Annotated in this window: 25 protein-coding genes, 1 pseudogene and 1 riboswitch; of the genes and pseudogenes, 12 read left to right on the top strand and 14 right to left on the bottom strand. The window is 65.3% G+C overall.

Annotation, left to right across the window (positions count from 1 at the left end; translation table 11 throughout):
• Nucleotides 1–68 precede the first annotated feature (68 nt).
• Nucleotides 69–1,007: a LysR family transcriptional regulator gene (locus tag HD883_RS19740; RefSeq protein WP_179582313.1), complete on the bottom strand. Its 939-nt coding sequence runs from the start codon at nucleotides 1,005–1,007 to the stop codon at nucleotides 69–71.
• Between the two features lie 88 nt (nucleotides 1,008–1,095).
• Here HD883_RS19740 and HD883_RS19735 point away from each other — a divergent pair, with 88 nt between their 5' ends.
• The 8 genes from HD883_RS19735 (at nucleotide 1,096) to HD883_RS19700 (ending at nucleotide 9,452) form a co-directional block, all read left to right on the top strand.
• Nucleotides 1,096–2,283, top strand: a complete 1,188-nt coding sequence (locus HD883_RS19735; protein WP_179582315.1) for an FAD-dependent monooxygenase — start codon at nucleotides 1,096–1,098, stop codon at nucleotides 2,281–2,283.
• A 107-nt stretch (nucleotides 2,284–2,390) separates the two neighbouring features.
• Complete coding sequence (locus HD883_RS19730) at nucleotides 2,391–3,116, top strand: class II aldolase/adducin family protein (protein ID WP_179582317.1); 726 nt, start codon at nucleotides 2,391–2,393, stop codon at nucleotides 3,114–3,116.
• 96 nt (nucleotides 3,117–3,212) lie between these two features.
• Nucleotides 3,213–4,205: a tripartite tricarboxylate transporter substrate binding protein gene (locus HD883_RS19725; protein ID WP_257022566.1), complete on the top strand. Its 993-nt coding sequence runs from the start codon at nucleotides 3,213–3,215 to the stop codon at nucleotides 4,203–4,205.
• 85 nt (nucleotides 4,206–4,290) lie between these two features.
• A complete protein-coding gene (locus HD883_RS19720) occupies nucleotides 4,291–5,409 on the top strand; it encodes a Bug family tripartite tricarboxylate transporter substrate binding protein (protein WP_257022331.1) in 1,119 nt (372 codons plus the stop codon).
• On the top strand, nucleotides 5,409–6,407 hold the full coding sequence (locus HD883_RS19715) for a 4,5-dihydroxyphthalate decarboxylase (protein ID WP_179582321.1): 999 nt from the start codon (nucleotides 5,409–5,411) through the stop codon (nucleotides 6,405–6,407). The genes HD883_RS19720 and HD883_RS19715 overlap by 1 nt, the downstream gene beginning before the upstream one ends.
• 26 nt (nucleotides 6,408–6,433) lie before the next feature.
• A complete protein-coding gene (gene gtdA / locus HD883_RS19710) occupies nucleotides 6,434–7,468 on the top strand; it encodes a gentisate 1,2-dioxygenase (RefSeq protein WP_218863078.1) in 1,035 nt (344 codons plus the stop codon).
• Between the two features lie 97 nt (nucleotides 7,469–7,565).
• Nucleotides 7,566–8,426, top strand: a complete 861-nt coding sequence (locus HD883_RS19705) for a fumarylacetoacetate hydrolase family protein (protein ID WP_218863523.1) — start codon at nucleotides 7,566–7,568, stop codon at nucleotides 8,424–8,426.
• An 81-nt stretch (nucleotides 8,427–8,507) separates the two neighbouring features.
• Nucleotides 8,508–9,452 carry a Bug family tripartite tricarboxylate transporter substrate binding protein gene (locus tag HD883_RS19700; protein WP_179582323.1) on the top strand — a complete coding sequence of 315 codons (945 nt, stop codon included), beginning with the start codon at nucleotides 8,508–8,510 and terminating at the stop codon, nucleotides 9,450–9,452.
• Nucleotides 9,453–9,466: 14 nt separating this feature from the next.
• On the opposite strand, the gene metW is transcribed toward HD883_RS19700, so the two are convergent.
• The 3 genes and pseudogenes from metW to HD883_RS19685 form a co-directional block, all read right to left on the bottom strand.
• Entirely contained in the window at nucleotides 9,467–10,069 is a 603-nt protein-coding gene (metW, locus tag HD883_RS19695) for a methionine biosynthesis protein MetW (RefSeq protein WP_179582325.1), read from the bottom strand.
• Nucleotides 10,066–11,337, bottom strand: coding sequence for a homoserine O-succinyltransferase MetX (gene metX, locus HD883_RS19690; protein WP_179588442.1), 1,272 nt, complete (start codon nucleotides 11,335–11,337; stop codon nucleotides 10,066–10,068). Before metX ends, metW begins: the two co-directional genes overlap by 4 nt.
• A gap of 10 nt (nucleotides 11,338–11,347) precedes the next feature.
• A riboswitch (SAM riboswitch) is annotated at nucleotides 11,348–11,428 on the bottom strand.
• A 120-nt stretch (nucleotides 11,429–11,548) separates the two neighbouring features.
• A pseudogene (locus HD883_RS19685) lies at nucleotides 11,549–12,352 on the bottom strand (LysR family transcriptional regulator); the annotation flags it as partial.
• A 153-nt stretch (nucleotides 12,353–12,505) separates the two neighbouring features.
• On the opposite strand from HD883_RS19685, the gene HD883_RS19680 reads away from it, so the two are divergent.
• Genes HD883_RS19680 through HD883_RS19665 form a run of 4 tightly spaced genes read left to right on the top strand, consistent with a single transcriptional unit; the run spans nucleotide 12,506 to nucleotide 17,077 of the window.
• The gene (locus HD883_RS19680; protein ID WP_179582327.1) at nucleotides 12,506–13,060 is read left to right on the top strand and encodes a TRAP transporter small permease; all 555 of its coding nucleotides are present in this window, start codon (nucleotides 12,506–12,508) and stop codon (nucleotides 13,058–13,060) included.
• On the top strand, nucleotides 13,057–14,334 hold the full coding sequence (locus HD883_RS19675; protein ID WP_179582329.1) for a TRAP transporter large permease: 1,278 nt from the start codon (nucleotides 13,057–13,059) through the stop codon (nucleotides 14,332–14,334). The genes HD883_RS19680 and HD883_RS19675 overlap by 4 nt, the downstream gene beginning before the upstream one ends.
• 41 nt (nucleotides 14,335–14,375) lie before the next feature.
• Complete coding sequence (locus HD883_RS19670) at nucleotides 14,376–15,383, top strand: TRAP transporter substrate-binding protein (protein ID WP_179582331.1); 1,008 nt, start codon at nucleotides 14,376–14,378, stop codon at nucleotides 15,381–15,383.
• A 2-nt stretch (nucleotides 15,384–15,385) separates the two neighbouring features.
• Nucleotides 15,386–17,077 carry a GMC family oxidoreductase gene (locus HD883_RS19665; RefSeq protein ID WP_179582333.1) on the top strand — a complete coding sequence of 564 codons (1,692 nt, stop codon included), beginning with the start codon at nucleotides 15,386–15,388 and terminating at the stop codon, nucleotides 17,075–17,077.
• Here HD883_RS19665 and HD883_RS19660 read toward each other — a convergent pair.
• From HD883_RS19660 to HD883_RS19615, 10 genes are all read right to left on the bottom strand, one after another.
• Complete coding sequence (locus HD883_RS19660; RefSeq protein WP_257022329.1) at nucleotides 17,025–17,816, bottom strand: helix-turn-helix transcriptional regulator; 792 nt, start codon at nucleotides 17,814–17,816, stop codon at nucleotides 17,025–17,027. The two genes, HD883_RS19665 and HD883_RS19660, sit on opposite strands and share 53 nt — an antisense overlap.
• Before the next feature lie 69 nt (nucleotides 17,817–17,885).
• On the bottom strand, nucleotides 17,886–19,619 hold the full coding sequence (gene ptsP / locus HD883_RS19655) for a phosphoenolpyruvate--protein phosphotransferase (protein ID WP_257022328.1): 1,734 nt from the start codon (nucleotides 19,617–19,619) through the stop codon (nucleotides 17,886–17,888).
• A gap of 2 nt (nucleotides 19,620–19,621) precedes the next feature.
• Complete coding sequence (locus tag HD883_RS19650) at nucleotides 19,622–19,891, bottom strand: HPr family phosphocarrier protein (protein WP_179582335.1); 270 nt, start codon at nucleotides 19,889–19,891, stop codon at nucleotides 19,622–19,624.
• 2 nt (nucleotides 19,892–19,893) lie between these two features.
• The gene (locus HD883_RS19645) at nucleotides 19,894–20,307 is read right to left on the bottom strand and encodes a PTS sugar transporter subunit IIA (RefSeq protein ID WP_179582337.1); all 414 of its coding nucleotides are present in this window, start codon (nucleotides 20,305–20,307) and stop codon (nucleotides 19,894–19,896) included.
• Nucleotides 20,307–21,281 carry a glutathione synthase gene (gshB, locus tag HD883_RS19640; RefSeq protein ID WP_179582339.1) on the bottom strand — a complete coding sequence of 325 codons (975 nt, stop codon included), beginning with the start codon at nucleotides 21,279–21,281 and terminating at the stop codon, nucleotides 20,307–20,309. The genes HD883_RS19645 and gshB overlap by 1 nt, the downstream gene beginning before the upstream one ends.
• A gap of 116 nt (nucleotides 21,282–21,397) precedes the next feature.
• Nucleotides 21,398–22,705 (bottom strand): methyl-accepting chemotaxis protein, encoded by a 1,308-nt coding sequence (locus HD883_RS19635; protein ID WP_179582341.1) that lies wholly within the window; start codon nucleotides 22,703–22,705, stop codon nucleotides 21,398–21,400.
• A gap of 231 nt (nucleotides 22,706–22,936) precedes the next feature.
• A complete protein-coding gene (locus HD883_RS19630) occupies nucleotides 22,937–23,644 on the bottom strand; it encodes an ABC transporter ATP-binding protein (protein WP_179582343.1) in 708 nt (235 codons plus the stop codon).
• Nucleotides 23,637–24,401, bottom strand: a complete 765-nt coding sequence (locus tag HD883_RS19625) for an ABC transporter ATP-binding protein (protein ID WP_179582345.1) — start codon at nucleotides 24,399–24,401, stop codon at nucleotides 23,637–23,639. The genes HD883_RS19630 and HD883_RS19625 overlap by 8 nt, the downstream gene beginning before the upstream one ends.
• On the bottom strand, nucleotides 24,398–25,486 hold the full coding sequence (locus HD883_RS19620) for a branched-chain amino acid ABC transporter permease (RefSeq protein ID WP_179582347.1): 1,089 nt from the start codon (nucleotides 25,484–25,486) through the stop codon (nucleotides 24,398–24,400). The genes HD883_RS19625 and HD883_RS19620 overlap by 4 nt, the downstream gene beginning before the upstream one ends.
• Nucleotides 25,483–26,343 (bottom strand): branched-chain amino acid ABC transporter permease, encoded by an 861-nt coding sequence (locus HD883_RS19615; RefSeq protein WP_179582349.1) that lies wholly within the window; start codon nucleotides 26,341–26,343, stop codon nucleotides 25,483–25,485. Before HD883_RS19615 ends, HD883_RS19620 begins: the two co-directional genes overlap by 4 nt.
• Nucleotides 26,344–26,357: the final 14 nt, after the last annotated feature.

The raw sequence follows: 26,357 nt of genomic DNA, 5'->3' as shown, positions 1-26,357 counted from the left end.
ATCTGCTACCTACCGCCGTCACCACTGTCAGCTCTGCCAGGGGGGGGGCGCGGAGCGCCCTGGGGGGATCAATAACTCGGTAGACCGCGTTCCGACAGCAGATCATGGAACAGCCCCTGCATCGACTCCCTCAGCCACTTGTTCACCGGGTCGTGATGATACCGGCGGTGCCAGTGTTGCCGCAGTGCGAAAACGGGCGATGGGAAGGGCAGTCGGTGGACGCGGATGTTGCTGGCGTGCGTGACGGCGTGGGCGGCCTCCAAGGGCACGGTCGCTATCAGGTCGGATTGGGCGACGATGCCGAGCAGTGCGATGAAGTGCGGCACGCGCAGTTTGACGCGGGGCTGCTCGGCGCCGGACGCCAATAGCGACCGGTCGAACACCTCCATGCTGCGCAGCGCGGTGTGGGCGGCGATGTGGGGCGCGTCGAAGTAGCGCTTGGCGGTCAGCCGTTTGCCGACGTGGGGATTACCCGCCCGTGCGATGCAGACGAAACTGCTGGTGCCCAACTGCTGCTGGAAGAAATTGTCTTTGCTCAGGTCGGGAAAATAGCCCATCGCCAGGTCGACGTCGCCGTTGGCAAGCGCGGCTTCGAGCCGGTCGGGCGTGAGCGACAGCACGCGAAACGTCATGTTTGGCGCGACGGTATCGGCAAACCGGAGGATGCGCGGCAGGAAATACATCTCGCCGATATCCGCCATACAAAAGCGGATTTCGCGGTCGGAAGTGGCCGGATCGAAGGTTCTGGTGTCCAAAACCTCCTTTTCCAGCGTTTCCAGGATCAAACGGATGGGTACGGCAACAGCTTGCGCGCGGGGGGTGGGCCGCATTTCGTTGCCGATCCGAACAAAAAGCGGGTCGTGCAGCAGCGCCCGCAACTTGTTCAGGCCGTAGCTCATCGTGGGTTGGCTCAGTCCCAGCGATTCGGCCGCTGCCGTCACGCTGCGGGTCCGCAAGACGGCTTCGAAGGTCTTGAAGAGCTGGAAATCGATGCCATCCAGATTCATTTTTTAAATACCTTCTATCGAAACTATTGGATTGAACAATTCGGGTAGCGCTCACTAAGATAGCCCAAAATATTCTAGAGAGGCTGTCATGGAGACAAGATCCGACACGACGTCCGGCGAGTTCATCGTCGCGGGCGGTGGCATCGGGGGCATCGCAACGGCGCTGGCCTTGGCCCGTCAGGGGCGCAAGGTGCGCGTGCTGGAACGTGCCGCCGAGCTGGGCGAGATCGGCTATGGCCTGCAGCTGGGTCCCAACGCCTACCGCATGCTGGAACACATGGGCGTGGCCGATCAGTTGAAGGACCGCGCGTTTTTCCCGAACAACCTGGTCATGATCGACGCGATCGACGGCCGCGAACTGACGCGCATGGCGCTGGGTTCGGATTTCCAGGCCAAGTTCGGCTACCCCTATTCCGTGATTCATCGCAGCGATCTGCACCAGATGCTGCTGGACGCCGTGCGCGACATGCCGGGCGTCAGCATCGAGACGTCCAAGGGGGTGCAGGGTTTTACGCAGAACAAGGACGGCGTGGAAGTGACCTGTGAAGACGGCAGCGTCTATCACGGCACCGCGCTGATCGGCGCCGACGGCCTGAAGTCGCGGGTGCGCGCCGCCCTGCTGGACGATGGCGCGCCGCGCGTGGCGGGCCAGGTGGCGTACCGCGGCGTGGTGCCGATGGAAGAGATCACGGACACCACCCATGCCGACGACGTGGTGCTGTGGGTCGGCCCCAATCTGCACATGGTCCAGTACCGGCTGCGCGGCGGCAAGGTCATGAACAACGTGGCCGTGGTCGAAAACGACGACCTGCGCCTGGGCCGCACGGACACCATCGGGCCGGACGAGATGGAACGCATCTTTGCGCCGTGTACCGAGAACGTCCGCAAGAACCTGGGCTATGTGCGCAAGGACCGGAACTGGGTGCTGTACGACCGTGATCCGAAAGCGGGCTGGTCGCAAGGCCGCGCCACGCTGCTGGGCGACGCTGCCCACCCCACCCTGCAATACATGGCGCAGGGCGCCTGCATGGCGCTGGAAGACGCGGCCGTGCTGGCGAACAAGATCACCACGGTGCCCAGCCTGGACCAGGCGCTGCTCGATTATGAGCATGCTCGATATTTGCGCACGGGTCGCATCCAGCTGACGTCACGCTTTTTCTGCGGCATCTGCCACGCGGTGGGTGGCGCGCGCGACGTGCGCAATAGCCTGGTCGAAAGCCGCCCCAAGGGCAGCACGTTCGAAATCGACTGGCTGTATAGCGGCATCGAACTGTAAGACGTTTCCAAGGCCGTTGCCCGGATCGATCCGGCAGCGGCCTTGCGCGCATCCGCCAGCCGGACGCGCGCCTTCCTTTTTTGACCTCCCTTTCCAGGACCCGCCTGATGGCCATCCCGCTTCCCGATTCCGACCTCGTCGACAAACTCGTCTACGCCAACCGCATTCTGTATGACCACGGCATTGTCGATGGCCTGGGCCACGTCAGCGTGCGCCATCCGACCGAACCCGGCGTGTTCCTGCTGTCGTGCAACCGCGCGCCGGCCATGGTGCGCCGGCAGGACATCGTCTGCTATGACTTCGACGGCAACACGGTGTCGGATTCCAAAGAACGTCCTTACCTGGAACGCTTCATCCACGCCGAGCTGTATCGCGCGCGCCCGGACGTGATGTCGGTGGTGCACAGCCATTCGATGAGCGTGATCCCGTTCGCCATCACCAAGCACGCACTGAAGCCGGTGTTCCACATGTCCAGCTTTCTGGGCGCGGGGTCGGCCCACTTTGAAATCCGTGATGCCGGTGGCGATACCGACATGCTGATCCGCGACAAGCACCTGGGCGAAGCGCTGGCCAAGTCCATGGGCGATTGCAATTGCGTGCTGATGCGCGGCCATGGATCCACGGTGGTGGGTGGATCGATCGAAGCGGCCGTGTTCCGCGCGATCTATACCGAGATCAACGCGCGCCTGCAGCTGGAAGCGCAGGGCCTGGGCGAGATCACTTTCCTGAATGGCGAAGAAGCGCGCCTGGCCACCGAAATGAACGAAGGGCAATTGCCGCGTTCGTGGAATCTGTGGATCAAGCGGCTGGGCAACGTCGATCTCGACCAGTGAGACAGCGGCAGCAGATCGTTGCCGATATCAACAGAATGATGGACGGGCACAACGATGCCCGGACCTACCGCGTAATGCGAGGAGACTGACGTGGCAATGAACCTTTCGATCGGCAAGCCCTGGATCACGACCGCCCTGGTGACGGTCGCGGCAGCCGGCGCGCTGGCAGGCGCAGCAGCGCACGCCGCCGATGCCTATCCCAACAAGACCGTGCGGCTGGTGGTGCCTTATGGCACCGGCGGCGGATCGGACATCCTGGCGCGCCAGATCGGCGCGGGCCTGGCGCCCATCTGGGGCCAGGGCGTGGCCGTGGAAAACAAGGCAGGCGCATCCGGCAACATCGGCAGCCAGGACGTGGTTCGCGCCCCGGGCGACGGCTACACCCTGCTGCTGCAGAATTCGACCATGGTCAGCAACCTGGGCCTGACGGGCAAGCTGCCCTACGACGCCGAAAAGGACCTGACCCCGATCATGATCCTGGGCGTGACGCCGATCGCGCTGGCGGCGCATCCGTCGGTCAAGATCAGCAACGTCAAGGAATTGATCGCGATCGCCAAGGCCAAGCCGGACTCGCTCAGCTACGGGTCGTGCGGCATCGGGACCCCGCAGCATTTCGTGATGGAACTGGTCAAGCAAAAGGCCGGCATTACCGCCACGCACGCCGGCTACAAGGGCTGCGCGCCCGCGTTGCAGGACGTGCTGGGTGGCCAGGTGCCGCTGGCGATCGTCAGCGCGAACCTGGTCGCGCCCTATGCCAAAAGCGGCCGCCTGAAGGCCGTGGGCGTGTCGACCGCGCAGCGGTACGCGCTGATGCCCGATACACCCACGTTTGAAGAACAAGGCCTGAAGCCCTTCGACTTTTCGATCTGGTATGCGCTGATGGGCCCGGCCAAATTGCCGGCTGACGTGGTCGCCAAGATCACTGCCGACGTGACCAAGGTGCTGGCCGATCCGAAGGTGCAAGAGAACCTGTCGAACGCCGGCGTGGAAGTCACGAAGGGATCGGCGCAGGACCTGACCAAGCTGATCAAGGAAGACACCGCGCGCTACATGCAGCTGGCCAAGAGCGCCAACATCCAGGCCGAATGAGCGCAGGCTGAGCAACACACCGCGATATGACGCAGGCAACAGACCTGCGCGACGCACCCCTTCAATGAAGGACGGAGGAGACAGCATGACCGATGGACGTTTGAATGCCGGCCGCACGATGAATCCAACCCCGACGACGCACGACGCATCATCCCCCACGCACGCCACTTCGGCGCGTTCGCAAACGGACACGTCGGCGCGTGTGCGCCTGGCCTTGTATGTTGCGGCTGCGGTGGCCGGGGCGGCCGTGCTGGCGGTCGCCGCCACGTACGCGCCCGCGGCGCGCGCGGCGGACCGCAAGGCTGACGCCTACCCCGACCATCCGATCCGGCTGGTCGTGCCCTTCCCGCCCGGCGGCGGCAACGACACGTTGGGCCGCCTGGTGGCGCAGCGCTTGTCGACCACGCTGGGCCAGACGGTGGTGGTGGAAAACCGCGCGGGCGCACTGGGCAATCTGGGCACGGAACAGGTCGCCCGCGCCAAGCCCGACGGCTACACGCTCACGCTGGGCTTCGTGGCCAACTTTGCGATGACGCCCAGCCTGAGCAAGGCAGGCTATGACCAGAACAAGGACTTTGCGCCCATCAGCATGGTTGCGCAGGGCTACCAGATCCTGGTCGTGAATCCGCAATTGCCGGTCAAGAACGTGGCCGAACTGATTGCCCTGGCCAAGGCCAAACCCGGCGAACTGAACTATGCGTCGGGCGGCAACGGATCGCCCCTGCACCTGGTGGCCGAGCTCTTCAAGATGCAGACGGGTACCGACATCCAGCACGTGCCCTACAAGGGCAGCGCGCCGGCCGCGGCCGCGGTGATCAGCGGGGAAACCCAGATGGTGTTCGGCGGCGTGGTCTCTACCCTGCCCTTCGTGCCGACCGGCCGCCTGCGCGCCCTGGCCGTCACGTCACCGAACCGCATTGCCGCGGCGCCGGATGTACCGACCCTGAACGAACTGGGCTACCCCGGCATCGAAGCCAGTTCCTGGTATGGCCTGTTCGCGCCCGCCGGCACGCCGCCCGCGATCGTTGCAAGACTCAACCAGGAAATGGTCAAGCTTGCGAAAGATCCGGACTACCGCGAACAACTGAACAAGCAAGGACAGGAAGCCATGTCCAGCACCCCCGACGAACTCGCGCGCTACGTCCGGTCCGAATCCGAGAAGTGGGGCCGTGTGATCAAGACCGCAAACATCAAGGCCGATTAATGAATCCCCTCCCGCTTACCCTGGCGCTTGGTCCCTACGACCATACCCGCGACGTGACCGACGGGTCGATCCCTGTCGAAGGCGTTGCGCTGCGCACGCTGAACCTGCCGATCGAAGAAATCTTCTACCGCTTCACGCTGCATCGCGAGTGGGACATTTCCGAGATGTCGATGGGCAAGTACATCGCGCTGCGCTCGCAGGACGACCCGGGCATCCAGGCGCTGCCGATCTTCATTTCGCGCGCCTTTCGCCACTCCATGTTCTACGTGAAGGAAGGCAGCGCCATCCAGCGTCCGGAAGACCTGGCGGGCAAGCGGATCGGCGTGCCCGAATGGGCGCAGACGGCAGGGGTGTATGGCCGCGGATTCCTGAGCGATTACCTGGGCATCGACCTGAAGGGCATCACCTGGGTGCAGTCCGGCGTGAACCAGGCCGGCCGCGCCGAAAAGGTAAAGCTGCATCTGCCCGACGGCATGCAGTACCACCCCGTCAAAGACAAATCGTTGAACGAGATGCTGCTGTCGGGCGAACTGGACGCGATCATGTCGGCCCGCCCGCCCATCGCCCTGGGCAAGGGCGTGGTGCGCCTGATGCCCGACTACCAGGCGGCCGAAGAACAGTATTTCCGCGACACGAAAATATTCCCGATCATGCATGGCCTGGTGGTGCGCGGCCCCGTGCTGCAGGAACACCCCTGGGTTGCCATGAACCTGGTCAAGGCCTTTACGCAGGCCAAGCACCAGTCGATGGAACGGCTGTCGGACGTGACCGCGTCGCACGCACCGTTCGCGTGGATGGCAGAGTACGCCAACCGCATGAAGTCCATTTTTGGCGAAGACTTTTTCCCGTACGGCATCGGGCCGGATGCGGGCGGACAGATCAACGTCGCTACCCTCGACGCCTTTTGCAAGTTTGGCCACGAGCAGGGTATCTGCGCGCGCCGGCTGTCGGTCGAGGAATTGTTCCCGAAAAACGTGCTCAGCTCGTTCAAGGTATAGCGCGCGAGCCGAACCGGAGAGATCCCATGAATGACATGAACGTGTATTACAAGACACTGGACCAGCAGCATCTGGCTCCCTTGTGGGTGGTGCTGAAGGGCCTGGTGCCGGCGGAGCCCAAGTCGAAAGCCGTGCCCTTCCAGTGGCACTTCGACGAGGTGCGCCGGCCCCTGCTGGAAGCCGGTGAACTCATTACCGCCGAAGAAGCCGAACGGCGCGTGCTGGTGCTGGAAAATCCCGGCTGGGCCGGCAAGTCGCAAATCACCGACACGCTGTATGCGGGCCTGCAGCTGATCCTGCCGGGCGAAGTGGCCCCGGCCCATCGCCACACGCAATCGGCACTGCGCTTCGTGCTGGAAGGTTCGGGCGGCTACACCGCGGTGGATGGCGAACGCACCACCATGCACCCCGGCGACTTCATCATCACGCCATCGTGGACCTTCCACGATCATGGCCATGACGGCACCGATCCGGTCATCTGGATGGACGGCCTGGACGTGCCGCTGGTGTCCTTCCTGAAAGCCGGCTTTCGTGAAGAAAACGAGTCGGCATCGCAGACCATTGCACGGCCGGAAGGCGATGCCCTGGCGCGGTATGGCAGCGGCCTCTTGCCGATCCGCAACAGCCGCAAGACGCACACGTCGCCGGTCTTCAACTACCCCTACGACCGCACGCGCGAAGCGCTCGGCCAGATGGTGCGCTTCGAAGACATCGACCCGCATCGCGGCCTGTGCCTGCGCTACGTGAACCCGACCAGCGGCGACTGGGCGATCCCGACGCTGGGCACCACCATGCAGCTGATCCCGGCGAACTGGCAAGGCAAGACTTACCAGTCCACCGACAGCGGCGTGCTGGTGGTGATCGAAGGCGAAATCACGATCGAAATGATGGGCGCCGACGGCACGGCCGCAGAGCGCTTCACGCTCAAGCCGCGCGATGTGTTCGCGCTGCCGGGCTGGGCGTCGCACCGCATCGTGGGCGGCGCGTCGGACTCGGTGGTGTTCGCCTTCAACGATCGCCCGGTGCAGGAAAAACTTGGCCTCTGGCGCGAAAAGCTGTAGGCACGCCGCTTCACGCAGTTCGTTTTACCCGTCATCCCTTTCACCGGCCGCGTCGTTACCGTGCGGTCGGCTTACCTCGTTTTTCCAGGAGAATCCCTTGACCATCATCGCCCGCTTCAACGACAACCGCCTTGGCGTGGTGCAAGGTGACGTCATCAAAGACGTGACATCGGTCCTTGACCGGCTGCCCGCCCATCACTACCCCCTGCCGACCCACGACATCTTCATCGCCGCCCTGCCCGAATTGCTGGGCGCGATCGAAGGCGAAGCCGACAAGGCCGAAGGCATTCCGCTGTCCAGCGTCACATTCCTGAGCCCGGTCGCCAACCCCGGCAAGCTGGTCGCGGCACCGGTCAACTACCTGAAGCACCTGGAAGAAGCGCAGACCGATCCGGCGCTGCATCACCAGAACCAGATCGCCACCATCCACCGCGCGGGTCTGTTCCTGAAGGCCACCAGTTCGCTGGTGGGCTCGTCGCACGGCATTGAAGTGGCCCTGCCCGATCGCCGCACCGACCACGAGATCGAACTGTGCGCCATCATCGGCAAGCGCGCCAAGAACGTCAGCAAGGAAGAGGCGCTGGAATACGTGGCCGCCTACAGCCTGGGCCTGGACATCACCATTCGCGGTCCGGAAGAACGCAGCCTGCGCAAGTCGCTGGACACCTATTCGGTGCTGGGGCCCTGGATGGTCACGGCCGACGAAGTGCCCGATCCGGACAACCTGGACTTCTCGCTCGAGATCAATGGCGAGGTGCGCCAGCGCGCCAATACGCGCGATCTGATCCTGGGCGTGGCCGAACTGATCGAGCTGGCCTCCCGCTTCTACACGCTGGAGCCGGGCGACATCATCTACACCGGTACGCCGGAAGGGGTTGCCCCTATCTTGCCGGGCGACACACTCCACGCCAGTATCGAAAAAGTAGGTGAATTTACGGTCGAGGTGCGTGCCGCCTGATCGACACCCACCCCTACAACCAAAATAGAAAGGGATGACATGGATCGGAGACAGTTTGTACAGAGCGGCCTTGGCCTTGCCTTGGCTTCCACGATGGGGCCTGCCTTTGCGCAGGCCACCAGCGGCGCGAAGTGGCCCACCAAGGCCGTGCGCCTGATCGTGCCGTTTCCCGGCGGGTCGGCGCCCGACGTGATCGTGCGGCACGTCGCCCAGGTATTGGGCAACAAATGGCAGCAGACGGTCATTGTCGACAACCGCCCCGGCGGCAGCGGCGTGATCGGGCTCAACAACCTGCTCACGTCGCCGGTCGATGACCACACCTTTGCGTTCACGCAAGGGTCGGCCATTTCCATCGTGCCGCGCACGATCAAGAACATTCCGTTCAACATCGAACGCGACTTCGTGCCGGTGTCGTTCAGCATGCTGGCGCCGCTGGTGCTGGCCGTGCCGGTGGACTCGCCATACAAGTCGGTGCAGCAGTTCATCGACGCCGCCAAGGCCCGTCCGGGCGCCCTGCCGGTGGCCGACGTGGGCGTGTATTCGTATCCACATCTGGCCGGTGAATTCTTCGGCCTGAACGCCAACGTCAAGTTCCTGCACATCCACTTCACGGGGGGCCCGCCGGCCATCCAGGCCACCATCGGTGGTCACACCGAAGCGGTGATCGAAGGCATGGGGCCGATCCTGCCCTTCGTGCAAAGCGGCCGGCTGCGGGTCTTGGGATCGTTCGGCAGCGAAGCCTATCCCGGTCTGGAAAAGGTCGAGCTGATCAGCAAGAGCGCACCCAAGACGGTGATCGACGGGTGGTTCGCCACCATCGCCCGCAAGGGAACGTCGGCATCGGTGATCGAACGTTTGAACGCCGACATCAACCTGGCCATGGACGCGCCCGAAGTGCAGCGCGCGCTCAAGGAACAGGTGCTGTTCGCGCACAAGGGCCCGCCGTCGGACCTGAAGAAGTGGATCGACGACGAAAACGCCAAGTGGGGGGTGGTGATGGACCGGCTGGGGATCAAGCCGGAATAAGGCGGGGCGGGATCCTATCCCGCCGCAAACCGGTACACGGCCAGGGTGCTGCGCAGTCCGGGCGCGACCGTCACTTCGCGATCATTCGCGAACGTGGCGCGTTCCAGGATGCGCAGCCCCAGCTTGCGGGCCAGGTCTTCAAAGTCGGCCAGCGTGCACAGGTGGATGTTCGGCGTGTTGTACCACTCGTAGGGCATCTGCTTGCTGACCGGCATGCGGCCCCGCAGGATCGACCAGCCATGCGTCCAGTGGCCAAAGTTGGGGAAGGACACGATGCCTTCCCGGCCCACCCGCATCATCTCTTGCAAAATGCGTTCGGTGTTGTGCACGGCCTGCAGGGTCTGCGACAGCACCACCGTATCGAAGTGGCCGTCCTGGAACAGGGCCAGCCCGTCTTCCAGGTTCTGCTGGATCACGTTCACGCCGCGACGCACGCAGGCGATCACACTGGCATCGTTGATTTCGACACCGACCGTGCGGGCATGCTGCTTGTCGCGCAAATGGGCGAGCAAGGTGCCATCGCCGCAACCCAGGTCAAGCACACGCGATCCGTCGGCGATCCAGCTCGCAATGCGGGCCAGATCGGGGCGGATGCCATTGCGGTGGCCGCTGCTCATGCGCGATCCCCCAATCCGAGTTGCATCGCAATCTTGTCGTAATAGCCGCTGACCACCGCGTGATAGCGGCTGTCGTCCAGCAGGAAGGCATCGTGCCCGTGCGGCGCGTCGATCTCGGCATACGTGACCGGCAGGCCGTTGCTGAGCAGCGCCTGCACGATCTCGCGCGAGCACGACGGCGGAAAGCGCCAGTCGGTCGCGAACGACGTCAGCAGGAATTCCGCCTTGACCGGCGCCAGCGCCTTGGCCAGGTCGCCCCCGGCATTCTTGGCCGGGTCGAAATAGTCCAGGGCTCGCGTGATCAGCAGATAGGTATTGGCGTCGAAATACTTCGAGAATTTTTCGCCCTGGTAGCGCAGGTAGGACTCGACTTCGAATTCGACGTCGTAGCCGTAATGGAAGGCGCCATCGGCTGCCGGCGCACGCTGCGCGCGGCCGAATTTTTCGGCCATGTCGTCGCCCGACAGGTAGGTGATGTGGCCGATCATGCGCGCCACCGACAGGCCATGGCGCGGCACCGTGTGGTGCGCGTAAAAGTCGCCGCCATGAAAGTCGGGGTCGGTAATGATCGCGCGGCGCGCCACTTCGTTGAACGCAATGTTCTGCGCCGACAGCCGCGGCGTGCTGGCCACCACCACGCAGTGCGCCAGACGGTCCGGATAGGTCACCGCCCAGCCCAGCGCCTGCATGCCGCCCAGCGATCCGCCCATGACCGCGGCAAACCGTTCGATGCCATACAGGTCGGCCACACGCGCCTGGGCATGCACCCAGTCTTCTACCGTCACGACCGGGAAGGCCGCGCCGTAAGGCTTGCCCGTGGCCGGGTCGATGCTGCCCGGGCCGGTCGAACCGAAACACGATCCCAGGTTGTTGATCCCGATCACAAAGAAGCGGCGCGTATCCAGCGGCTTGCCCGGCCCGACCATGTTGTCCCACCAGCCCACGTCCGACGGGTCATTGGCGGCGATGCCCGCCACGTGGTGCGAGGCATTCAGCGCATGGCACACCAGCACCGCATTGCTGCGGTCGGCGTTCAGGGTGCCGTAGGTTTCGACCATGAGCGAATACGGGCCGAACGACGACCCGCTGGACAGCGCCAGCGGCTCGGTAAATTCGATCAGGCGGGCTTCGACCACCCCCACAGAGCCCGGGTCGCGCGCAGGCGATGGCGAGGCAGCAGGAACGTGAGGCTGGGGGGGAGCGGTAGGGACTGGGGCGCCTGGAGCTGGCGCAGCCGGGTGCGGGGCAAGCGCCGCGGACGGGCGCACATCGGGTGAAGACGAAGACACGAAGAGCTCTTTAGCAGGATTTTTATGAGGCGCCCGCAAGCGGGTCAGGCAAATCGGCGCCGGAACCCTGGAATTGTAGCATCGGGGGGTGCAGGGCCTTGTCGAACGGGGTGACCCCGGCCGGGCGGGCGGCCTCCACATGCTGGCGCAGCGCCAGCTGGAAGGGCGAGAACGCCTTGTCTTTGCGGTAGACCAGGTAGAGCGGAATCGTCATCTCCAGGCCCGGCGTGCGCACCGCGCGCAGCTCGCCATGCCGCAGGTCCTGTTCCACCGACGACCTTAAAAAGAAGCACACGCCCACGTCGCGGCGCACGGCTTCCTTCTGCGCTTCGGGGTGGCCCAGTTCCAGCACGATGCGGCGCGACGGCACGCCGTTGGCCCGCAACTGGCCTTCTTCCAGTTGCTGCATGACCGTGCTGTTGGACGTGCTGACGAACGGCAGATCGGCCACCGCTTCACGTTCCACGCTGTCGCCCACCCAGCGGCTGGTGGGCGCGCTGACCAGCCACAGGGGCTCGATCCACAGGGGCTGGGCGGTCAACCCGTCCAGGTTCTGCGTGGGCGCAATGAGGGTGACGGCAAAGTCGCAGGCGCCCGTGCGCGTGGCTTCCAGCGCCACCTGTGGGTTGGAGATCGCCAGCTGCACCAGGCCGTCCGGATGCGCTGCATGAAAGTCGCAGACGATGCCCGGCACCTGGTAGGACCCGGCGCTCATGGACGCAGCCACCACCGCCTTGCCGGGCCCGATGTCGGTCGCGCCGCCCAGTTCGCGTTCCAGCTCGCGCGTGCGCGTGACGGTTTCGCGCGCCCACTTCAGCACGCGTTGCCCGGTGGGCGTGAGCGCAATGCCCCGCCCTTCGCGGCGGATCAACCGCGCGCCCAGCGTGGTTTCCAGGCTGCGGATATGCGCGGTCACGACCGGCTGCGACACGCACAGAAAGTCGGCGGCGCGCGTCACGCTCTGAAGTTCGGCCACGACGCAGAACACTTCCATCTTCTGCAGGGTGAGATGGGAATCGAAGCCACGCACGGACGTCTCCTGGGCGGTGCGCGGTCTCATAGCCGCGCGCCTATGGTTGGTGCCCCCATTTTGAATTGGACGTATGCATCGCGCCTACCTAGGATCGGCCCCATCTATGGAGACACCATGGCACTCGATAACACCAGCAAATGGGTAGAGGGCATCCACCGGGCGGCGACCGTACTCGAGGTCACGCTGGCCGCCGCGCTGATCGCGGCAGTGATCATGAACGTGATCAATATCGTCGCGCGGTATGTGTTCGGTCAGTCGCTGACCGGCGTTGATGAATGGCAGATCTATCTGCTGGTCGCCATGGCCTTTGCCGGCTCGGTGGTGGCGGCGGTACGGGGACAGCATCTGCGCATGGACGTGCTGACGCGCTATTTTCCCCGCACGGCGCAACGCATCGTGGGCGCGGTCGAAGCGGTTGGCGCGGTGCTGCTGTGCGGCTTTGTGTGCGCCGTTTCCACGCATTACGCGACCCGCATGCACGCCATCGGCAGTGTGAGTGAAAACGGGTACATTCCGATGTGGCTGCCGCATTCGATCGTGGCGCTGGCTTTTGCAGCCATGACGCTGGTGGGCCTGGCGGACCTGGTGCTGCGGCTGATGGGGTCACGCCTGGTGACCCGCCCGCCTGCGGTCGAAGCGGCCGCGCCGGTGCCGGAGGCCGCATCATGAGCTTCGCCTTGGGCGTGCTGCCGATTGCCCTGCTGCTGCTTGGCTTTCCCATCTTCCTGGTGTTGCTGGCCGCGGTCAGTTGCGCGCTGGTGTTCTTCATGGACGTGCCGTACACGGCCCTGCACCAGAACCTGTTCGGCGCCATCGACGCCTATGCCTTGCTCGCGATTCCCTTCTTCATTTTTGCGGGCGAATTGATGGGACGGGGATCCGTGGCGGACCGCCTGGTCGGCTTCGTCAATGCGGGCGTGGGGTCGGTGCGTGGCAGCCTGGCCGTGACGACGGTCGGATCGTCGGCACTGTTCGGCGCGATATCGGGCGTCAGTGCGGCCACGGTGGCCACCATTGGCCGGGTGATGCTGCCGGCGCTTCGGCGCAGCGGCTATCCCGAAAAATTTTCGGCCGGCCTGCTGACCGCGGTGGGCGCGATCGACATCATCATCCCGCCCAGCATTCCGATGATCGTGTACGGCGCGGCCGCGCAGCAGTCCGTGCCCCGGCTGTATGCGGCCGGCGTGCTGCCCGGCCTGTTGCTGGCGGGCATGTTGTGCATCTACGTGATGGCCTATGCCCGCAAGCACAAGATCGGCGGTGGCGAACGTTTTTCGTGGAAGGCATTTGGCGCCGCGGCCGCGCGCGGCACGGGGGCATTGGGCGCGCCGGTCATCATTCTGGGCGGCATCTATGGCGGCGTGTTTTCGCCGACGGAAGCCGCCGCCGTGGCCTGCCTGTACGCCATCGTGGTGGCGCGTTATTTCTATCGCGAACTGTCGTGGCGCGACATCCTGGCCAGTGCGGGCACCACCGCGGTATTCACCGGGCAGATCCTGATCATCGTGGCGTGCGCCAATGTGTTCGGCTGGCTGCTGACCATTCACCAGGTGCCCGCCAGCCTGGTGCAATGGCTGACCGAATTGCAGTTGCCGGGCTGGACGCTGCTGCTGGCGATCAATGTGCTGCTGCTGGCGGTGGGCTGCTTCATTGATCCGCTGTCGGCGATCCTGCTGCTATCGCCGCTGCTGGTGCCCCTGGTCACGGCCATCGGCGTGGACCCGATCCACTTCGGGATCATTGTCACTGTCAACTTGTCGATCGGGCTCTTTCACCCGCCCTTCGGCATCAACATTTTCGTTGCGCAAAGCGTGCTGAAGCTGCCGCTGGAAACGATCTATCGGGGCATCGTGCCCTTCGTCTTCATCTACCTGATCGCCCTGGGTCTGATCACCTACATTCCCGCCATTTCGCTGCTGGGCGTGCGCCTGCTGGTGAACTGAACGGATCACGACGCCTATAAAAACCGACTGGAGACACCGCCATGAATCGTCGTCAACATTTGCTGCACCTTGCCGGCCTGGCCGGATCGGCCGCTGCCCTGGGCCTGCCGTCGTGGGCCTGGGCGCAGTCCATGACCATGAAGCTGACCGCCACCACGTCCGAAGACCTGGGCATCGACTGGCTGACCGCCTACAAGGCCAATATCGAAGCGGCCACGCAAGGCAAGGTCAAGGGCCAGGTCTACCCGGCCAGCCAGCTGGGGACCGCGCAGCGCACGATCGAAGGCGTCAGCATGGGCACGATCGAAATGGCCATGAATGCGTCGGGCATGTACGAAGGGCTGGATCCGCGCTTTGGTGCGCTGGCCGTGCCGGGCGTGTTCGACAACATCGACCATGGGCTGAAGCTGCTGGCCGACCCCGAGACGCGCAAGCGGCTGGCGTCGATCGCCACCGGCAAAGGCGTTGAAGTGCTGACCACCTTGATCCATTCCCAATGCAGCATCGTGTCGCGCAAGCCGGTGCGCAAGCTGTCGGATCTGAAGGGCCAGAAGATCCGCGTGCCGGGGTCGTCCATCCTGATCGCGCAACTGAAGCAGCTGGGCGCGAACCCGGTGTCGATGTCCTTGGGCGAAGTGCTGCCGGCTTTCCAGAACGGGACGCTGGACGGCGTGTATTCCGGCACGCCGATTCCATCGGCACTGAAATACTTTGATGTGGCCAAGGCGCAGACGCTGCTGCCGTCGACCTATATCGCCATCGTGGGCCTGGTGAGTCCGACCTTTTTCAAGACCACGGGCGCGCTGGAGCCGGCCTTGCGGCAAGCCGCGCGCAAGACGGATGACGAGGTTGCACCGCGTGTGAATGCCCGCGTGCAGGAAGCGCGGGTGATCTGGGAAAAAGGCGGCGGCGAGATGATCGAGCTGTCGGCCGCCGACGCCAAGGCCTACCTGGATGCCGTGATCCCGGCCGCGCAAAAGGAACTGACCCCGGCCGCGCGCCAGGACTACGAGGCGCTGCGGGCCATTGGCGCCAAGTACCGGAGCTGACCATGACGGATGACGCGTACGACTACATCATCGTCGGGGCCGGGTCGGGCGGCTGCACCCTGGCCTACCGGCTGGGCGCCGATCCGTCCCTGAAGATCCTGGTGCTGGAAGCGGGCGGTCCGGATCGTTCGCCCCTGATCAAGGTACCCCTGACGTGGGGCCTGATCCTGAAGCACCGCCTGTACGACTGGGGCTACTTTACCGAGCCCGAGTCCGGCATGGATCAGCGCCGCATCGAGTGTGCACGGGGCAAGGTGCTGGGCGGCTCCACGTCCATCAATGGCATGGCCTATGCGCGCGGAGCCCGCGCCGATTACGACCACTGGGGGCACGACCTGGGGCTGACGGGCTGGAGCTATGCCGACGTGCTGCCCTACTTCAAGCGGGCGGAATCGTGGGAAGGCGGGGCCGACGCGTTCCGGGGCGGCAGCGGTCCGCTGACCGTGACGCGCATGCACTACGAAGACCCCTTGGTCGACGCGTTCCTGCAGGCGACCGACCAGCTGGGCTACGGCCGCAGCGACGATTACAACGGCGAACGCCTGGAAGGCTTTGGCCCCATGCAGGCCACCATCCGGCGCGGCAAACGGTGGAGCGCGGCGTCGGCCTATCTGCGCCCGGCCATTGCGCGCGGCAACGTCACGGTGCGCACCGGGGCGATGGTGCATCGTGTGGTGCTGGAACACGGCCGCGCAGTGGGCGTGGAGGTCGCGGGCGAATCCGGCACGTCGGTGATCCGCGCATCGCGCGAGGTGGTCCTGGCAGGCGGCGTGATCAATTCCCCACAACTGCTGATGCTGTCAGGTATCGGCAACCCGCAACAGCTGCAGCGGCACGGCATTTCCGTCGCGGTGGACCTGCCCGGCGTGGGGCAGAACCTGCAGGACCATATCGTGTGCGACGTGCGGTGGCGGCGGACCGAACCGGGGCCCATGCACCGTGCCTTGCGCCTGGACCGCATTGGCGTGGACCTGGCCCGCACCTGGATGTTCGGCACCGGCCTGTCGAGCAAGGTGCCGGCGGCGGCGGTGGGGCTGGTGCGCAGCGATCCGTCGCTGGCCCTGCCCGACCTGCAGATCATGCTGGCGGCCGCGCCCATGACGGCGGGGCCGCACTTCGGGCCCTTGTTGAAACCTTACGTGGATGCCTTTGCGTTGAAGGGCATTTTCATCACGCCCGAAAGCCGGGGGCATGTCGGTCTGGCCAGCGCCGATCCACGCGCACCGGCGGTGATCACGCAGAATTTCTTGTCCACCGAGTACGACCGCCGCGCGGTGCGCGAGATGGTGCGCATCATGCGGCGCATCGGCAACTCGGCCTCGCTCGAAGCCTTCAGGGCGGAAGAGCTGGCGCCGGGGCCGGACGCCGCCAGCGACGCGGACATCGACGCCTTCATCCGGCGGGTGGCGATCACGCTGCACCACCCGGTCGGCACCTGCAAGATGGGCGTGGAAGGCGACCCGATGGCCGTGCTGGATACGCAGATGCGGGTGCGGGGGGTGGACGGCCTGCGCGTGGTGGATGGCGCCGCCCTGCCCCGCACGGTGCGCGGGCCGACCAACGCACCCATCATTATGATGGCGGAAAAGGTGTCGGACGCCATGCTGGGGCGGCCGCCGCTGGCAGGGGCCGGCGTGGCCGTCAGATCAGCCCCTGAAGGATTGCCTGCGCGACCGCAGCCTGTTTATTCGTGACGTTCAGCTTCAGGAAGGCGTTGCCCAGGTGGAAGTTGACCGTGCGTTCGCTGACGCCCAGGATGCAGGCCGTTTCCCAGCTGGTCTTGCCGATGGACGCCCAGCGCAGGCATTCGCTTTCGCGGGCCGACAGCGGCGACTTGCGGGACGGCGGATGCGGCAGGCGGCGGTAGGCGTCCAGCGCCAGCGACGCGGCGTGGGCGATGCACGCGGGAAAGTGTTCGTTCTTGCGGGCGGTTTGCGACGCGACGTTGTCGGCGAACGCCAGCAGGATGCAGCCGGCCACTTCGCACGGGCGGCGCGCTTCGGACGGCACCAGCAGCCCGCGGCGCACGCCCAGCTTGCGCAGGCTGGCGTAGTTGGCCGGTTCGTTGTCGCGCCGGTCGGGGCGCACGCAGAACCAGGTGTGGGACAGCGGGGTGACGCCCCCCAGCGGATGGGGCGCCAGCAGGTCGTGCAGCGGCGGGATCAGGTCTTTCCACCAGCCGCCCAGGTCGTCGCACAGCCACAGCGCGGGCAGGTTGTCGGCCGACCGGTCGACCACCAGGAAGGCATGGTGCAAGGCGCCGAGCGCCGATGCAAAGTTGCGCAGGGCGTCGGCAATGTCGACAGCCCCTGCCGCGTCACCCAGCGGACGCAGCGCGGCCAGGGCTTTCAGCTCTTGCCGATGCAGGGCGGCATCGGCTTCGAGCGAGGCGTCTGGCGCCGGATTGATCATGACCTGCGTGAAAGTAAACATTACCGCAACCTGTAAGATTCGGTAACATAGTATTGCAGTTGCAACAGATTCTCAACGTGAGCAGGCGCTTTATCTGTTTAACAACGTCAGGTCCATTTCGGCCGCCCGGTTCAGTACTGTCGCCACTTTCGCGCGCAGGGCGTTGGAATGCGCAGCCAGGATTTCCCGTTTCACGTCCAGCAATTGCGTGGGGTGCATCGAAAAGTGTGTCAGCCCAAGGCCCAGCAACAAGCGGGTCAATTCCGTGTCGCCGGCCATTTCTCCGCACACCGATACCCGTTTGCCCGCCCGGGCACCCGCGTTGATCGAATTGGCGATCAGCCGCAGCACGGCCGGGTGCAGGGGGTCGTATAGCGCGTCCACGTCCGGGTCGGTCCGGTCGATGGCCAGGGTGTACTGGATCAGGTCATTGGTGCCGATCGACAGGAAGTCGAAGGCTTCGATGAAGGGTTCGATGGCGATCGCCACGGCGGGCACTTCGACCATGGCGCCGACTTCGATGTTGGTGGCATAGGCTTCGCCCCGTGCGTCCAGGTCACGCCGTGCCGACGCGATGGCGGCATACGCCGCGCGCACTTCGCGCAGGTGCGCGATCATCGGGATCAGGATCTGCACCTTGCCGTGCACCGACGCGCGCAGGATCGCGCGCAGTTGCGTGGCGAACAGTTCCGGCCGGGCAAGGCAATAGCGGATCGCGCGCTGGCCCAGGGCCGGGTTGGTCGCCACGGTGGCTTCGCCGTCCAGCGTCTTGTCGGCGCCGATGTCCAGCGTGCGGATGGTGACCGTCTTGCCGCCCATGGTGCGCACGACCAGGGCATAGGCTTCGTACTGCTCGTCTTCGTCGGGCAGCGTGTCGCGGCCCATGAACAGGAATTCGCTGCGGAACAGGCCGATGCCATCGGCGCCCGCGTCGGCGGCCGCTTGGGCTTCTTCAGGCAGTTCGATGTTGGCGCACAGGGTGATCTCGACGCCGTCCAGCGTGATCGCGGGCACGTCCTTGAGCGTGGCCAGGTCGGCCCGTTCCAGGGCGTAGTCGGACTGCCGGCGGCGATATTCGTCAAGTACGCGCGGCGCCGGATTGACGAGCAGCACGCCCGCTTCGCCATCGACAATGACGGTATCGCCATCGCGCATCAATGACCGGGCCGAGCCCAGCGCCACCACGGCCGGCACACCCATGCTTCGGGCCACGATGGCCGTGTGCGACGTGCCGCCGCCCAGGTCGGTCGCGAACGCCGCGAACCGGCCGCCGCGCAGCTTGAGCATGTCGGCGGGCGAAATATCGTGCGCCACGACGATCAGGGGATCGTTGTGTTCGGTCAGGGTCGATTCACGCCACGTGCGTTTGGTGTCCGTGCCGGCCAGCGCGTGCAGGATCCGTTCGATCACCTGGCGGATGTCATTGCCCCGCTCGCGCATGTACTCGTCGTCCATCATCGCGAACTGCTCGCCCAGCGCCTGGCCTTGCGCGGTCAGCGCCCATTCGGCGTTGTAGTGGCGGGTGCGGATGATTTCGACCGGCTCGACCGAAATCATCGAGTCGGCCAGGATCATGCTGTGGACTTGCAGGAACGCGCCCAGCTCGCGCGGCACGTCGGCCGGCAGATCGGACGCCATCTGCGCCAGTTCGTCGCGGGCGGTGGCGATCGCGGCCTGGAGGCGCGCGCATTCGGCTTCGACGTCTTCGGGGGCGACCCGGTAGTGCGAGACTTCCAGCGCCGCGGCGCCGATCACCACCACGCGCCCGATCGCGTAGCCCCGGGACACGCCCAGCCCGTGCAGGGCCAGCATCGCGCCGCTCATGGCTAGTCGCTTTCGCCGAACTTGTTGTCGAACAGCGCCCGGATCTGCTCGAGCGCCTCGTCGGCATCTTCGCCTTCGGCATCGACGGTGACGACACTGCCCAGACCCGCGGCCAGCATCATGACACCCATGATGCTTTTGGCATTGACGCGCCGCGAACCGCGCGCGATGTGGATGTCGCTGCGGTGCTTGCTGGCCAGCTGCGTCAGCTTGGCCGAGGCCCTTGCGTGCAGCCCCAGCTTGTTGGTAACGGTGATATCTACGGAGGGCATCGTCAGGGTTCTTCAGGTCCGCCGTCGGTGCGCAATATGCCTTGCGTGCCGCCGGCCAGCGCGCGTTGCGCCGTGTCGTCTAAGGAAAGATGCCGGTACGTGAGTGCCCGCAACAGCATCGGAATATTGGCCCCGGAAATTACCGCCGTCGGGGTGCCGGCGCCGTGCGCCAGGCCGGACGCCTTGCCGGCCAGATTGGCCGGGGTCGCCCCCACCATGTCGGTAATCACCAGCACACCCGTTCCGCGGTCGACCGTCTCGATGCAGCCACGCACCTTGTCGAGCGTTACCGCCGGATCGTCATGCGCTCCCACATCATAGGCCAGCACGTCTGACATCGCACCGAATACATGCGCGACACTTGCCAGCAGCGCGGACGCCAGCGGGGCGTGCGCCACGATGACCACGCCGGGCATCAGTGGGTCGCGCGCCCGGGCGCCGCCACCGCCGCTTCGAGCGCCTGGGCGAACATCGCGCCCACGTCGAAACCGGTCTGTTCAGTGATTTCGGCAAAGGTGGTCGGGCTGGTCACGTTGATTTCGGTCACGTATTCGCCGATCACGTCCAGACCGACCAGCAGCAGGCCGCGCGCAGCCAGAGTCGGGCCCAGTTCGCGGGCGATTTCCCAATCCTTTTCCGACAACGGCTGGGCCACGCCCCGGCCACCCGCAGCCAGGTTGCCGCGCGTTTCGCCGGCGGCCGGAATGCGGGCCAGGCAGAACGGCACCGGCTCGCCGCCGATGATCAGGATGCGCTTGTCGCCCTGGGTAATTTCCGGAATGAAACGCTGCGCCATGATGCTGCTCTGGCCGTAGTTGGTCAGGGTTTCGAGAATGGCGTTCAGGTTCAATTCATCATGGCGCAGGCGGAATATGCCCGTGCCGCCCATGCCGTCCAGCGGCTTGACGATGACGTCCTGGTACAGCTGGTGGAAGGCCTTGATCCGCGACATGCTGCGCGTGACCAGCGTCGGGACGGTCAAGTGCGGGAATTCGGCAATCGACAGTTTTTCCGGATGGTTGCGGATGCTGGCGCCGGAATTGAAGACGCGGGCGCCCTGCGCTTCGGCGCGCTCGAGCATGTGGGTGGAGTACAGGTATTCGATGTCGAACGGGGGGTCCTTGCGCATCAGCACGGCGTCGAAGGCGGTCAGCGGCGCGTCGGCCGCCTCGCTTTCGGTCCACCAGTCGTGGCCGTGCGGGTCGGCCGCGGGCACCAGCGCGATGGGCGTGGCCGATACGCGGACGTCTCCTTCCATGACATACAGGTCGCCCTGCATGGCCACGCTGAGCGTGTGCCCCCGCGCCACCAGCGCGCGCATCATGGCGACGGAGGTGTCTTTGTAGGCTTTTAGCAGGGGAAGGGGGTCGAGAATGAAGAGTACGTGCATGATCGCCTCAGAGTTCCAGCGATAATAACGCAGCCCCATCCGGGGCACAGCGGATCCGGGTCCCCCGGTCCGCCAGTGCCGCCCCTGGGGGAGGCGCGCAGCGCCAAGGGGGGGCCCTACTTCCCGTTGAAGGCTTCGGCGATTTGTTTCGCGCTGGTGCGGATCTTGATGATCGCGTCGCCGGCTGCATTCGCCAGTTCCATGCCTTTGTGGGCCTGGCCCAGGCTGTCGCCCATGCTTTCGATGGCGATGCGGGCGCCGTCCTGGATGGTGGCGACCATGACGCTGATTTCGCCGGTGGACCCGTTGGTGCGTTCGGACAGCTTGCGCACTTCGTCGGCCACGACGGCGAAGCCGCGGCCGGCGTCGCCGGCGCGGGCGGCTTCGATGGCGGCGTTCAGGGCCAGCAGGTTGGTCTGCGAGGCGATGTCGCGGATCGTCTTGACGATGGACGAGATCTGCTGCGACTGGCTGCCCAGCGATTCAAGCACGGCGGACGTCTTCTGGATCGATTCGGTGATCTTGCGCACTTCCCGCACGGCTTCGTCGATCACCTGGGCGCCCTGCTCCGAAATGGCTTCGGTCTCGTTCGACACCCGGTACGCGACGCGGGCATTTTCCAGTTCATTCTTTTGCGTGGACACCCGGTTGGTGATGTCGGCGGCGAATTTGACGACCTTGATCAGCTTGCCCGAGGCGTCGAACACCGGGTTATAGGACGCTTCCATCCACACCACGCGGCCGTCCTTGGTCTGGCGCGCGTATTCGCCCGACATGAAGGTGCCGGCGTTCAGCTGTTCCCAGAAGCGCGCGTATTCGGCGCTGGCCGTGAATTCCTTATTACAGAACATGCGGTGGTGGCGGCCCAGGATTTCACCGGACGAATATCCCGTCACGCGCAGGAAGTTGTCATTGGCGGACATGACGGTGCCATCGGGCGTGAATTCGATCACGGCCATGGACCGGTTCAGGGCGGCCTGGCGGCTGGCCAGTTCGCGTTCGCGGTGCTCGGCGCCGGTCACGTCGGTGGCGATCTCGATCACGCGGCTGACACGGCCGTCGGGGTCGACGACCGGGTTGTAGGTGGCGTCCACCCAGATGATGCCGCCGCTGGCCGACAGGCGTTGATAGCGGCCGGTCACGGTTTCGCCGCGCCGCACCCGGTCCCACACCTCTTTGTAGGCGGCCGATTTGCCGGTGGCCGTGTCACACAGCACGGCATGGGGCTGGCCGCGAAGTTCGGCGGGGTCGCACTCGAACAGCGTCGCGTAGCGGGCGTTGGCCTGGAGGACGATGCCTTCAGGCGTGAATTCGGCCATCAGGACGGATTGGTCGATCGCGCGCAGCAAGGCAGCCTGCTCGGCACTGCGGCGCTCGCTGGCCGCGAGCTCGAGGCGAAGCTTTTTTGTCAGAATGGCAAACATGGGTTCCCCGGGGGCGCGTGGCAAAACAGAGGGTGATCGGACGACGATGGCCAACGACGGGCGCAAGGGTGGGAACACCCCACGCTACAGACCGCTCGAAAGCTGAAACATATCGTCGCAAGTCAACGTCCCACTGTCGTCCCACTGCCGTCCTAATAGCGTCGTAACCGCGACACGCTGCGGGAAAGCCCCAAGGATGAGCCAGGAACAGCGGCCCATCAAGATGCACCCTCAGTGCCGCGCCACCCCCAGCAGTCCGTCCAGCAGGCCCGGGTCGTCCAGCAAGGTTTTTGCCGGCGCGGCGTGCACCACACTGCCCCGCTCCAGCACGATCGCGTCGTGCGTGATGCCCAGCGCCTTGCGGGCGTTCTGCTCGACCAGGATCACCGACATGCCCTCGTCGCGGATGATCTGCTGCAGCACGGCCAGCAACTCCTGCACGATGATGGGCGCGAGGCCTTCCAGCGGCTCGTCCAGCAGCAGCACCTGCGGGTTCAGCATCAGCGCCCGGCCGATCGCCAGCATCTGCTGTTCGCCACCCGACAGCTGGTTGCCCAGGTTGGCCTTGCGTTCCTGCAATCGCGGAAACATCTGATAGATGCGCTGCACGGTCCAGGGGCCGGGAACGGCTACGGCGGTCAGGTTTTCTTCCACCGTCAGGGACTTGAAGATATTGCGTTCCTGCGGGACCCAGCCGATGCCGGCCAGGGCGCGCTGGTCGGGCCGCAGCTTTGTCAGTTCCTTGCCGTTCAGGGTGATGCTGCCCGCGAACCGCCGCGTGTGGCCGACGATCGTGTTGATCAGGGTCGTCTTGCCCGTGCCATTGCGGCCCAGCAGGGCGAGCGCCTGGCCTTGCCCCAGCGTGACGTCGATGCCGGCCAGCACCTTGGCCTCGCCATAACCGGCCACCAGGCCGGACACTTTCAACAACTCAGGCATATGCGCTCCCTGCCAGTTCTTCGCCGAGGTACACGGCCTTGACCCGCGGATCGCGGGCAATGTCGGCATTGCTGCCTTCGGCGAACACGGCGCCGTTGACCAGCACCGAGATGCGATTGGCAAAGCTGAAGACCAGGTCCATGTCGTGTTCAATCAGCAGGATGGTGACGTCGTCGGGCAGCGCCGCGACCGTGTCCAGGATCTCGCGGCGTTCGCCGTCGGGCACGCCCGCCACGGGCTCGTCCAGCAGCAGGACGCGCGGCTTGGCGGCCAGCGCCAGGGCGATTTCCAGCAGGCGCTGCTTGCCATAGGGCAGCACGCTGGTGCGGCGATCCATCACATCCGTCAGGTTGCATTGTTCGAGCCACGCGCCGCACTCATCCATGATTTCCCCGCGCCGGCCCAGCGCGCGGAACCATGACGACCCGATGCGCTGCCGCTCCGAAATCGCCACGGCCAGCGCTTCGGCCGGGGTCATCTCCGGAAACAGCTGGTTGATCTGGAAGGTGCGGACCAGGCCGCGGCCGGCGCGCGCATGCACCGGCAGCGCCGTAATGTCTTCGCCTTCCAATTCGATGCGGCCGCTGCTGGGCGGAATCACACCGGTCAGCAGGTTGATGAGCGTGGTCTTGCCCGCGCCGTTGGGGCCGATCAGGGCCTGGCGCGCGCCGCGTTCCACGGTCAGGGACACGTCATTGGTGGCGACCAGGCCGCCAAAGCGGCGCGTCAGGTTGAAGGTTTGAAGAACGATGCTCATGACGATGTGCTCCCGCCGCTGCGCTTGAACCAGGTCCACGGACGGACCAGGCGGTCGTGGCCGACCACGACGATGATCACCAGCAGCATGCCGATCCAGAACTGCCAGTATTGAGGGGTGATGCCGGACAGCCAGTCCTGCATGAGCTTGAAGACGATGGCGCCGATGATGCCGCCATACAGGTAGCCCGCGCCGCCGATCACCAGCATCAGCAGCACGTCGGCCGACCGGTGAAAGTCCAGCACGTCGAGCGACGCGAAGCCCGTGGTCTGCGCGAGCAAGGCGCCCGCGACACCCGCATACGCACCCGCCATGGTGTAGATGGCGGCGCGGCGGCGGTTGACGTTGACCCCCATCGCGGCGGCGCGCAGCGGGTTCTGGCGCACCACCTGCAAGGACATGCCGAAGGGCGATTTGATGACGAAGCGCGCCAGGAAGAACAGGATGGCCAGCACCGTCAGCGAGTACAGGTAGGCCGTGCGGCCGAACAGGTCGAACTCGAACGTGCCGAACAGCGGCACCATGGTGACACCGGTCAGGCCGTCGGCGCCGCCGGTCAGCCAGTCCAGTTTGTTCGCGACTTCGTACATGATCAACGCGACGCCCAAGGTCACCATCAACCGGGTCAGGTCGGTGCCGCGCATGACCAGCACACTGCTGACCAGGCCCAGCATGGCGCTCAATCCGGCTGCCGCCAGCAGGCCCAGCACCGGGTCGATGCCAAAGTGTTTGGCGAGCAGTGCGGCGGCGTAGGCCCCCAGCCCGAAGAAGGCGGCGTGGCCCAGCGAGACGATGCCGGCGTACCCCAGGATCAGGTCGAGCGACACGGCAAACAGCGCAAGAATGGTCAGTTCATTGAGCAGCAGGAAGCCGCGCGGCAGCACAAAGGCAGCGGCAAAGGCCACGACCCAGAACAGCACTTCGAGCGGACGCAGACGCGACCAGCGCGCGCCGATCGAACGGATGGCGGTGGTGTCGGACAGGGGCTTGGGGCCTGCGGTGTTGATGGCGGCGGGGGCGCCAGCGGGGCCCACCGCGCGGGGCACGGCGGGCGTCGTCGCAGCGGAATCGAGGGGACGGTTCATTTCGACCCCCCACGCGCGAAGAAGCCCTGGGGACGCCACATCAGGGCGATGATCATGACGCAGTAGATGATGAATGCTCCCATGGTGGGGATGTAGTACTTGCCGGCCACGTCGGCGATGCCCAGCAGCAGCGACGCCAGCAGCGGTCCGGTGATCGTTGTCGTTCCGCCCACCGCCACCACGACCAGGAAATAGATCATGAACTTGAGCGGGAAGGTCGGATCCAGGCCCAGCAGGTCGGCGCCCAGCGCCCCGCCCAGCCCGGCCAGGCCGGAACCGAACGCGAAGGTCGACAGGAACACCAGGTTGATGTTGATGCCCAGGCCGCTGGCGGCGCGGGGGTCGTCCACGGCCGCGCGCAGGCGGCTGCCAAAACGCGTCTTGGTCAGGATCAGTTGCAACGCGATCACCAGCGCCACGCAGATCACGATCACGAACAGGCGGTAGTGGCCGATGCCCACGCCGCCGATTTCGGACCGGCCGCTGAGCCATTCGGGCAGCTGCAGGAACTGCTGCTGCGAGCCCAGGAAGTAGTCCACCGCCGCCATCGCCATGAAGGTCAGGCCGATGGAAAACAGCACCTGGTTCAAGTGCGGCTGCCGGTACACGCGCCGGTACAAGGAGCGTTCAAGCACCGCGCCCAGCAGCGCCGACACGATGAACGCGATCGGCAGGCACAGCAGGAAGGGCACGCCGAACCGCGACATGAGCAGGACGGTGACATACCCGCCCGCCATCGCGAAGGCGCCGTGCGCAAGGTTGATGAAGTTCATCAGCCCCATCGTCACGGCCAGCCCGCAGGCCAGCACGAACAGCAACATGCCGTAGGCAATGCCGTCAAAAAGAATCGTAAGCATGGATCTCCACCACC

Origin of the sequence: Pigmentiphaga litoralis (genome assembly GCF_013408655.1) — a bacterium.
GTDB lineage: Bacteria > Pseudomonadota > Gammaproteobacteria > Burkholderiales > Burkholderiaceae_B > Pigmentiphaga > Pigmentiphaga litoralis_A.
Note: the sequence above shows the minus strand (reverse complement) of the source record. Positions and strands in the feature narration are given on the sequence as shown.

Coding starts and splice junctions, on each gene's coding strand:
- HD883_RS19665 (WP_179582333.1), top strand. CDS start 15,386: ATGACGGATGACGCGTACGACTACATCATCGTCGGGGCCGGGTCGGGC.
- HD883_RS19615 (WP_179582349.1), bottom strand. CDS start 26,343: ATGCTTACGATTCTTTTTGACGGCATTGCCTACGGCATGTTGCTGTTC.
- HD883_RS19730 (WP_179582317.1), top strand. CDS start 2,391: ATGGCCATCCCGCTTCCCGATTCCGACCTCGTCGACAAACTCGTCTAC.
- HD883_RS19725 (WP_257022566.1), top strand. CDS start 3,213: ATGAACCTTTCGATCGGCAAGCCCTGGATCACGACCGCCCTGGTGACG.
- HD883_RS19625 (WP_179582345.1), bottom strand. CDS start 24,401: ATGAGCATCGTTCTTCAAACCTTCAACCTGACGCGCCGCTTTGGCGGC.
- HD883_RS19630 (WP_179582343.1), bottom strand. CDS start 23,644: ATGCCTGAGTTGTTGAAAGTGTCCGGCCTGGTGGCCGGTTATGGCGAG.
- HD883_RS19720 (WP_257022331.1), top strand. CDS start 4,291: ATGACCGATGGACGTTTGAATGCCGGCCGCACGATGAATCCAACCCCG.
- HD883_RS19715 (WP_179582321.1), top strand. CDS start 5,409: ATGAATCCCCTCCCGCTTACCCTGGCGCTTGGTCCCTACGACCATACC.
- HD883_RS19635 (WP_179582341.1), bottom strand. CDS start 22,705: ATGTTTGCCATTCTGACAAAAAAGCTTCGCCTCGAGCTCGCGGCCAGC.
- HD883_RS19735 (WP_179582315.1), top strand. CDS start 1,096: ATGGAGACAAGATCCGACACGACGTCCGGCGAGTTCATCGTCGCGGGC.
- HD883_RS19650 (WP_179582335.1), bottom strand. CDS start 19,891: ATGCCCTCCGTAGATATCACCGTTACCAACAAGCTGGGGCTGCACGCA.
- HD883_RS19675 (WP_179582329.1), top strand. CDS start 13,057: ATGAGCTTCGCCTTGGGCGTGCTGCCGATTGCCCTGCTGCTGCTTGGC.
- gshB (WP_179582339.1), bottom strand. CDS start 21,281: ATGCACGTACTCTTCATTCTCGACCCCCTTCCCCTGCTAAAAGCCTAC.
- HD883_RS19670 (WP_179582331.1), top strand. CDS start 14,376: ATGAATCGTCGTCAACATTTGCTGCACCTTGCCGGCCTGGCCGGATCG.
- HD883_RS19645 (WP_179582337.1), bottom strand. CDS start 20,307: ATGCCCGGCGTGGTCATCGTGGCGCACGCCCCGCTGGCGTCCGCGCTG.
- HD883_RS19740 (WP_179582313.1), bottom strand. CDS start 1,007: ATGAATCTGGATGGCATCGATTTCCAGCTCTTCAAGACCTTCGAAGCC.
- gtdA (WP_218863078.1), top strand. CDS start 6,434: ATGAATGACATGAACGTGTATTACAAGACACTGGACCAGCAGCATCTG.
- ptsP (WP_257022328.1), bottom strand. CDS start 19,619: ATGAGCGGCGCGATGCTGGCCCTGCACGGGCTGGGCGTGTCCCGGGGC.
- HD883_RS19620 (WP_179582347.1), bottom strand. CDS start 25,486: ATGAACCGTCCCCTCGATTCCGCTGCGACGACGCCCGCCGTGCCCCGC.
- HD883_RS19660 (WP_257022329.1), bottom strand. CDS start 17,816: ATGTTTACTTTCACGCAGGTCATGATCAATCCGGCGCCAGACGCCTCG.
- metW (WP_179582325.1), bottom strand. CDS start 10,069: ATGAGCAGCGGCCACCGCAATGGCATCCGCCCCGATCTGGCCCGCATT.
- HD883_RS19680 (WP_179582327.1), top strand. CDS start 12,506: ATGGCACTCGATAACACCAGCAAATGGGTAGAGGGCATCCACCGGGCG.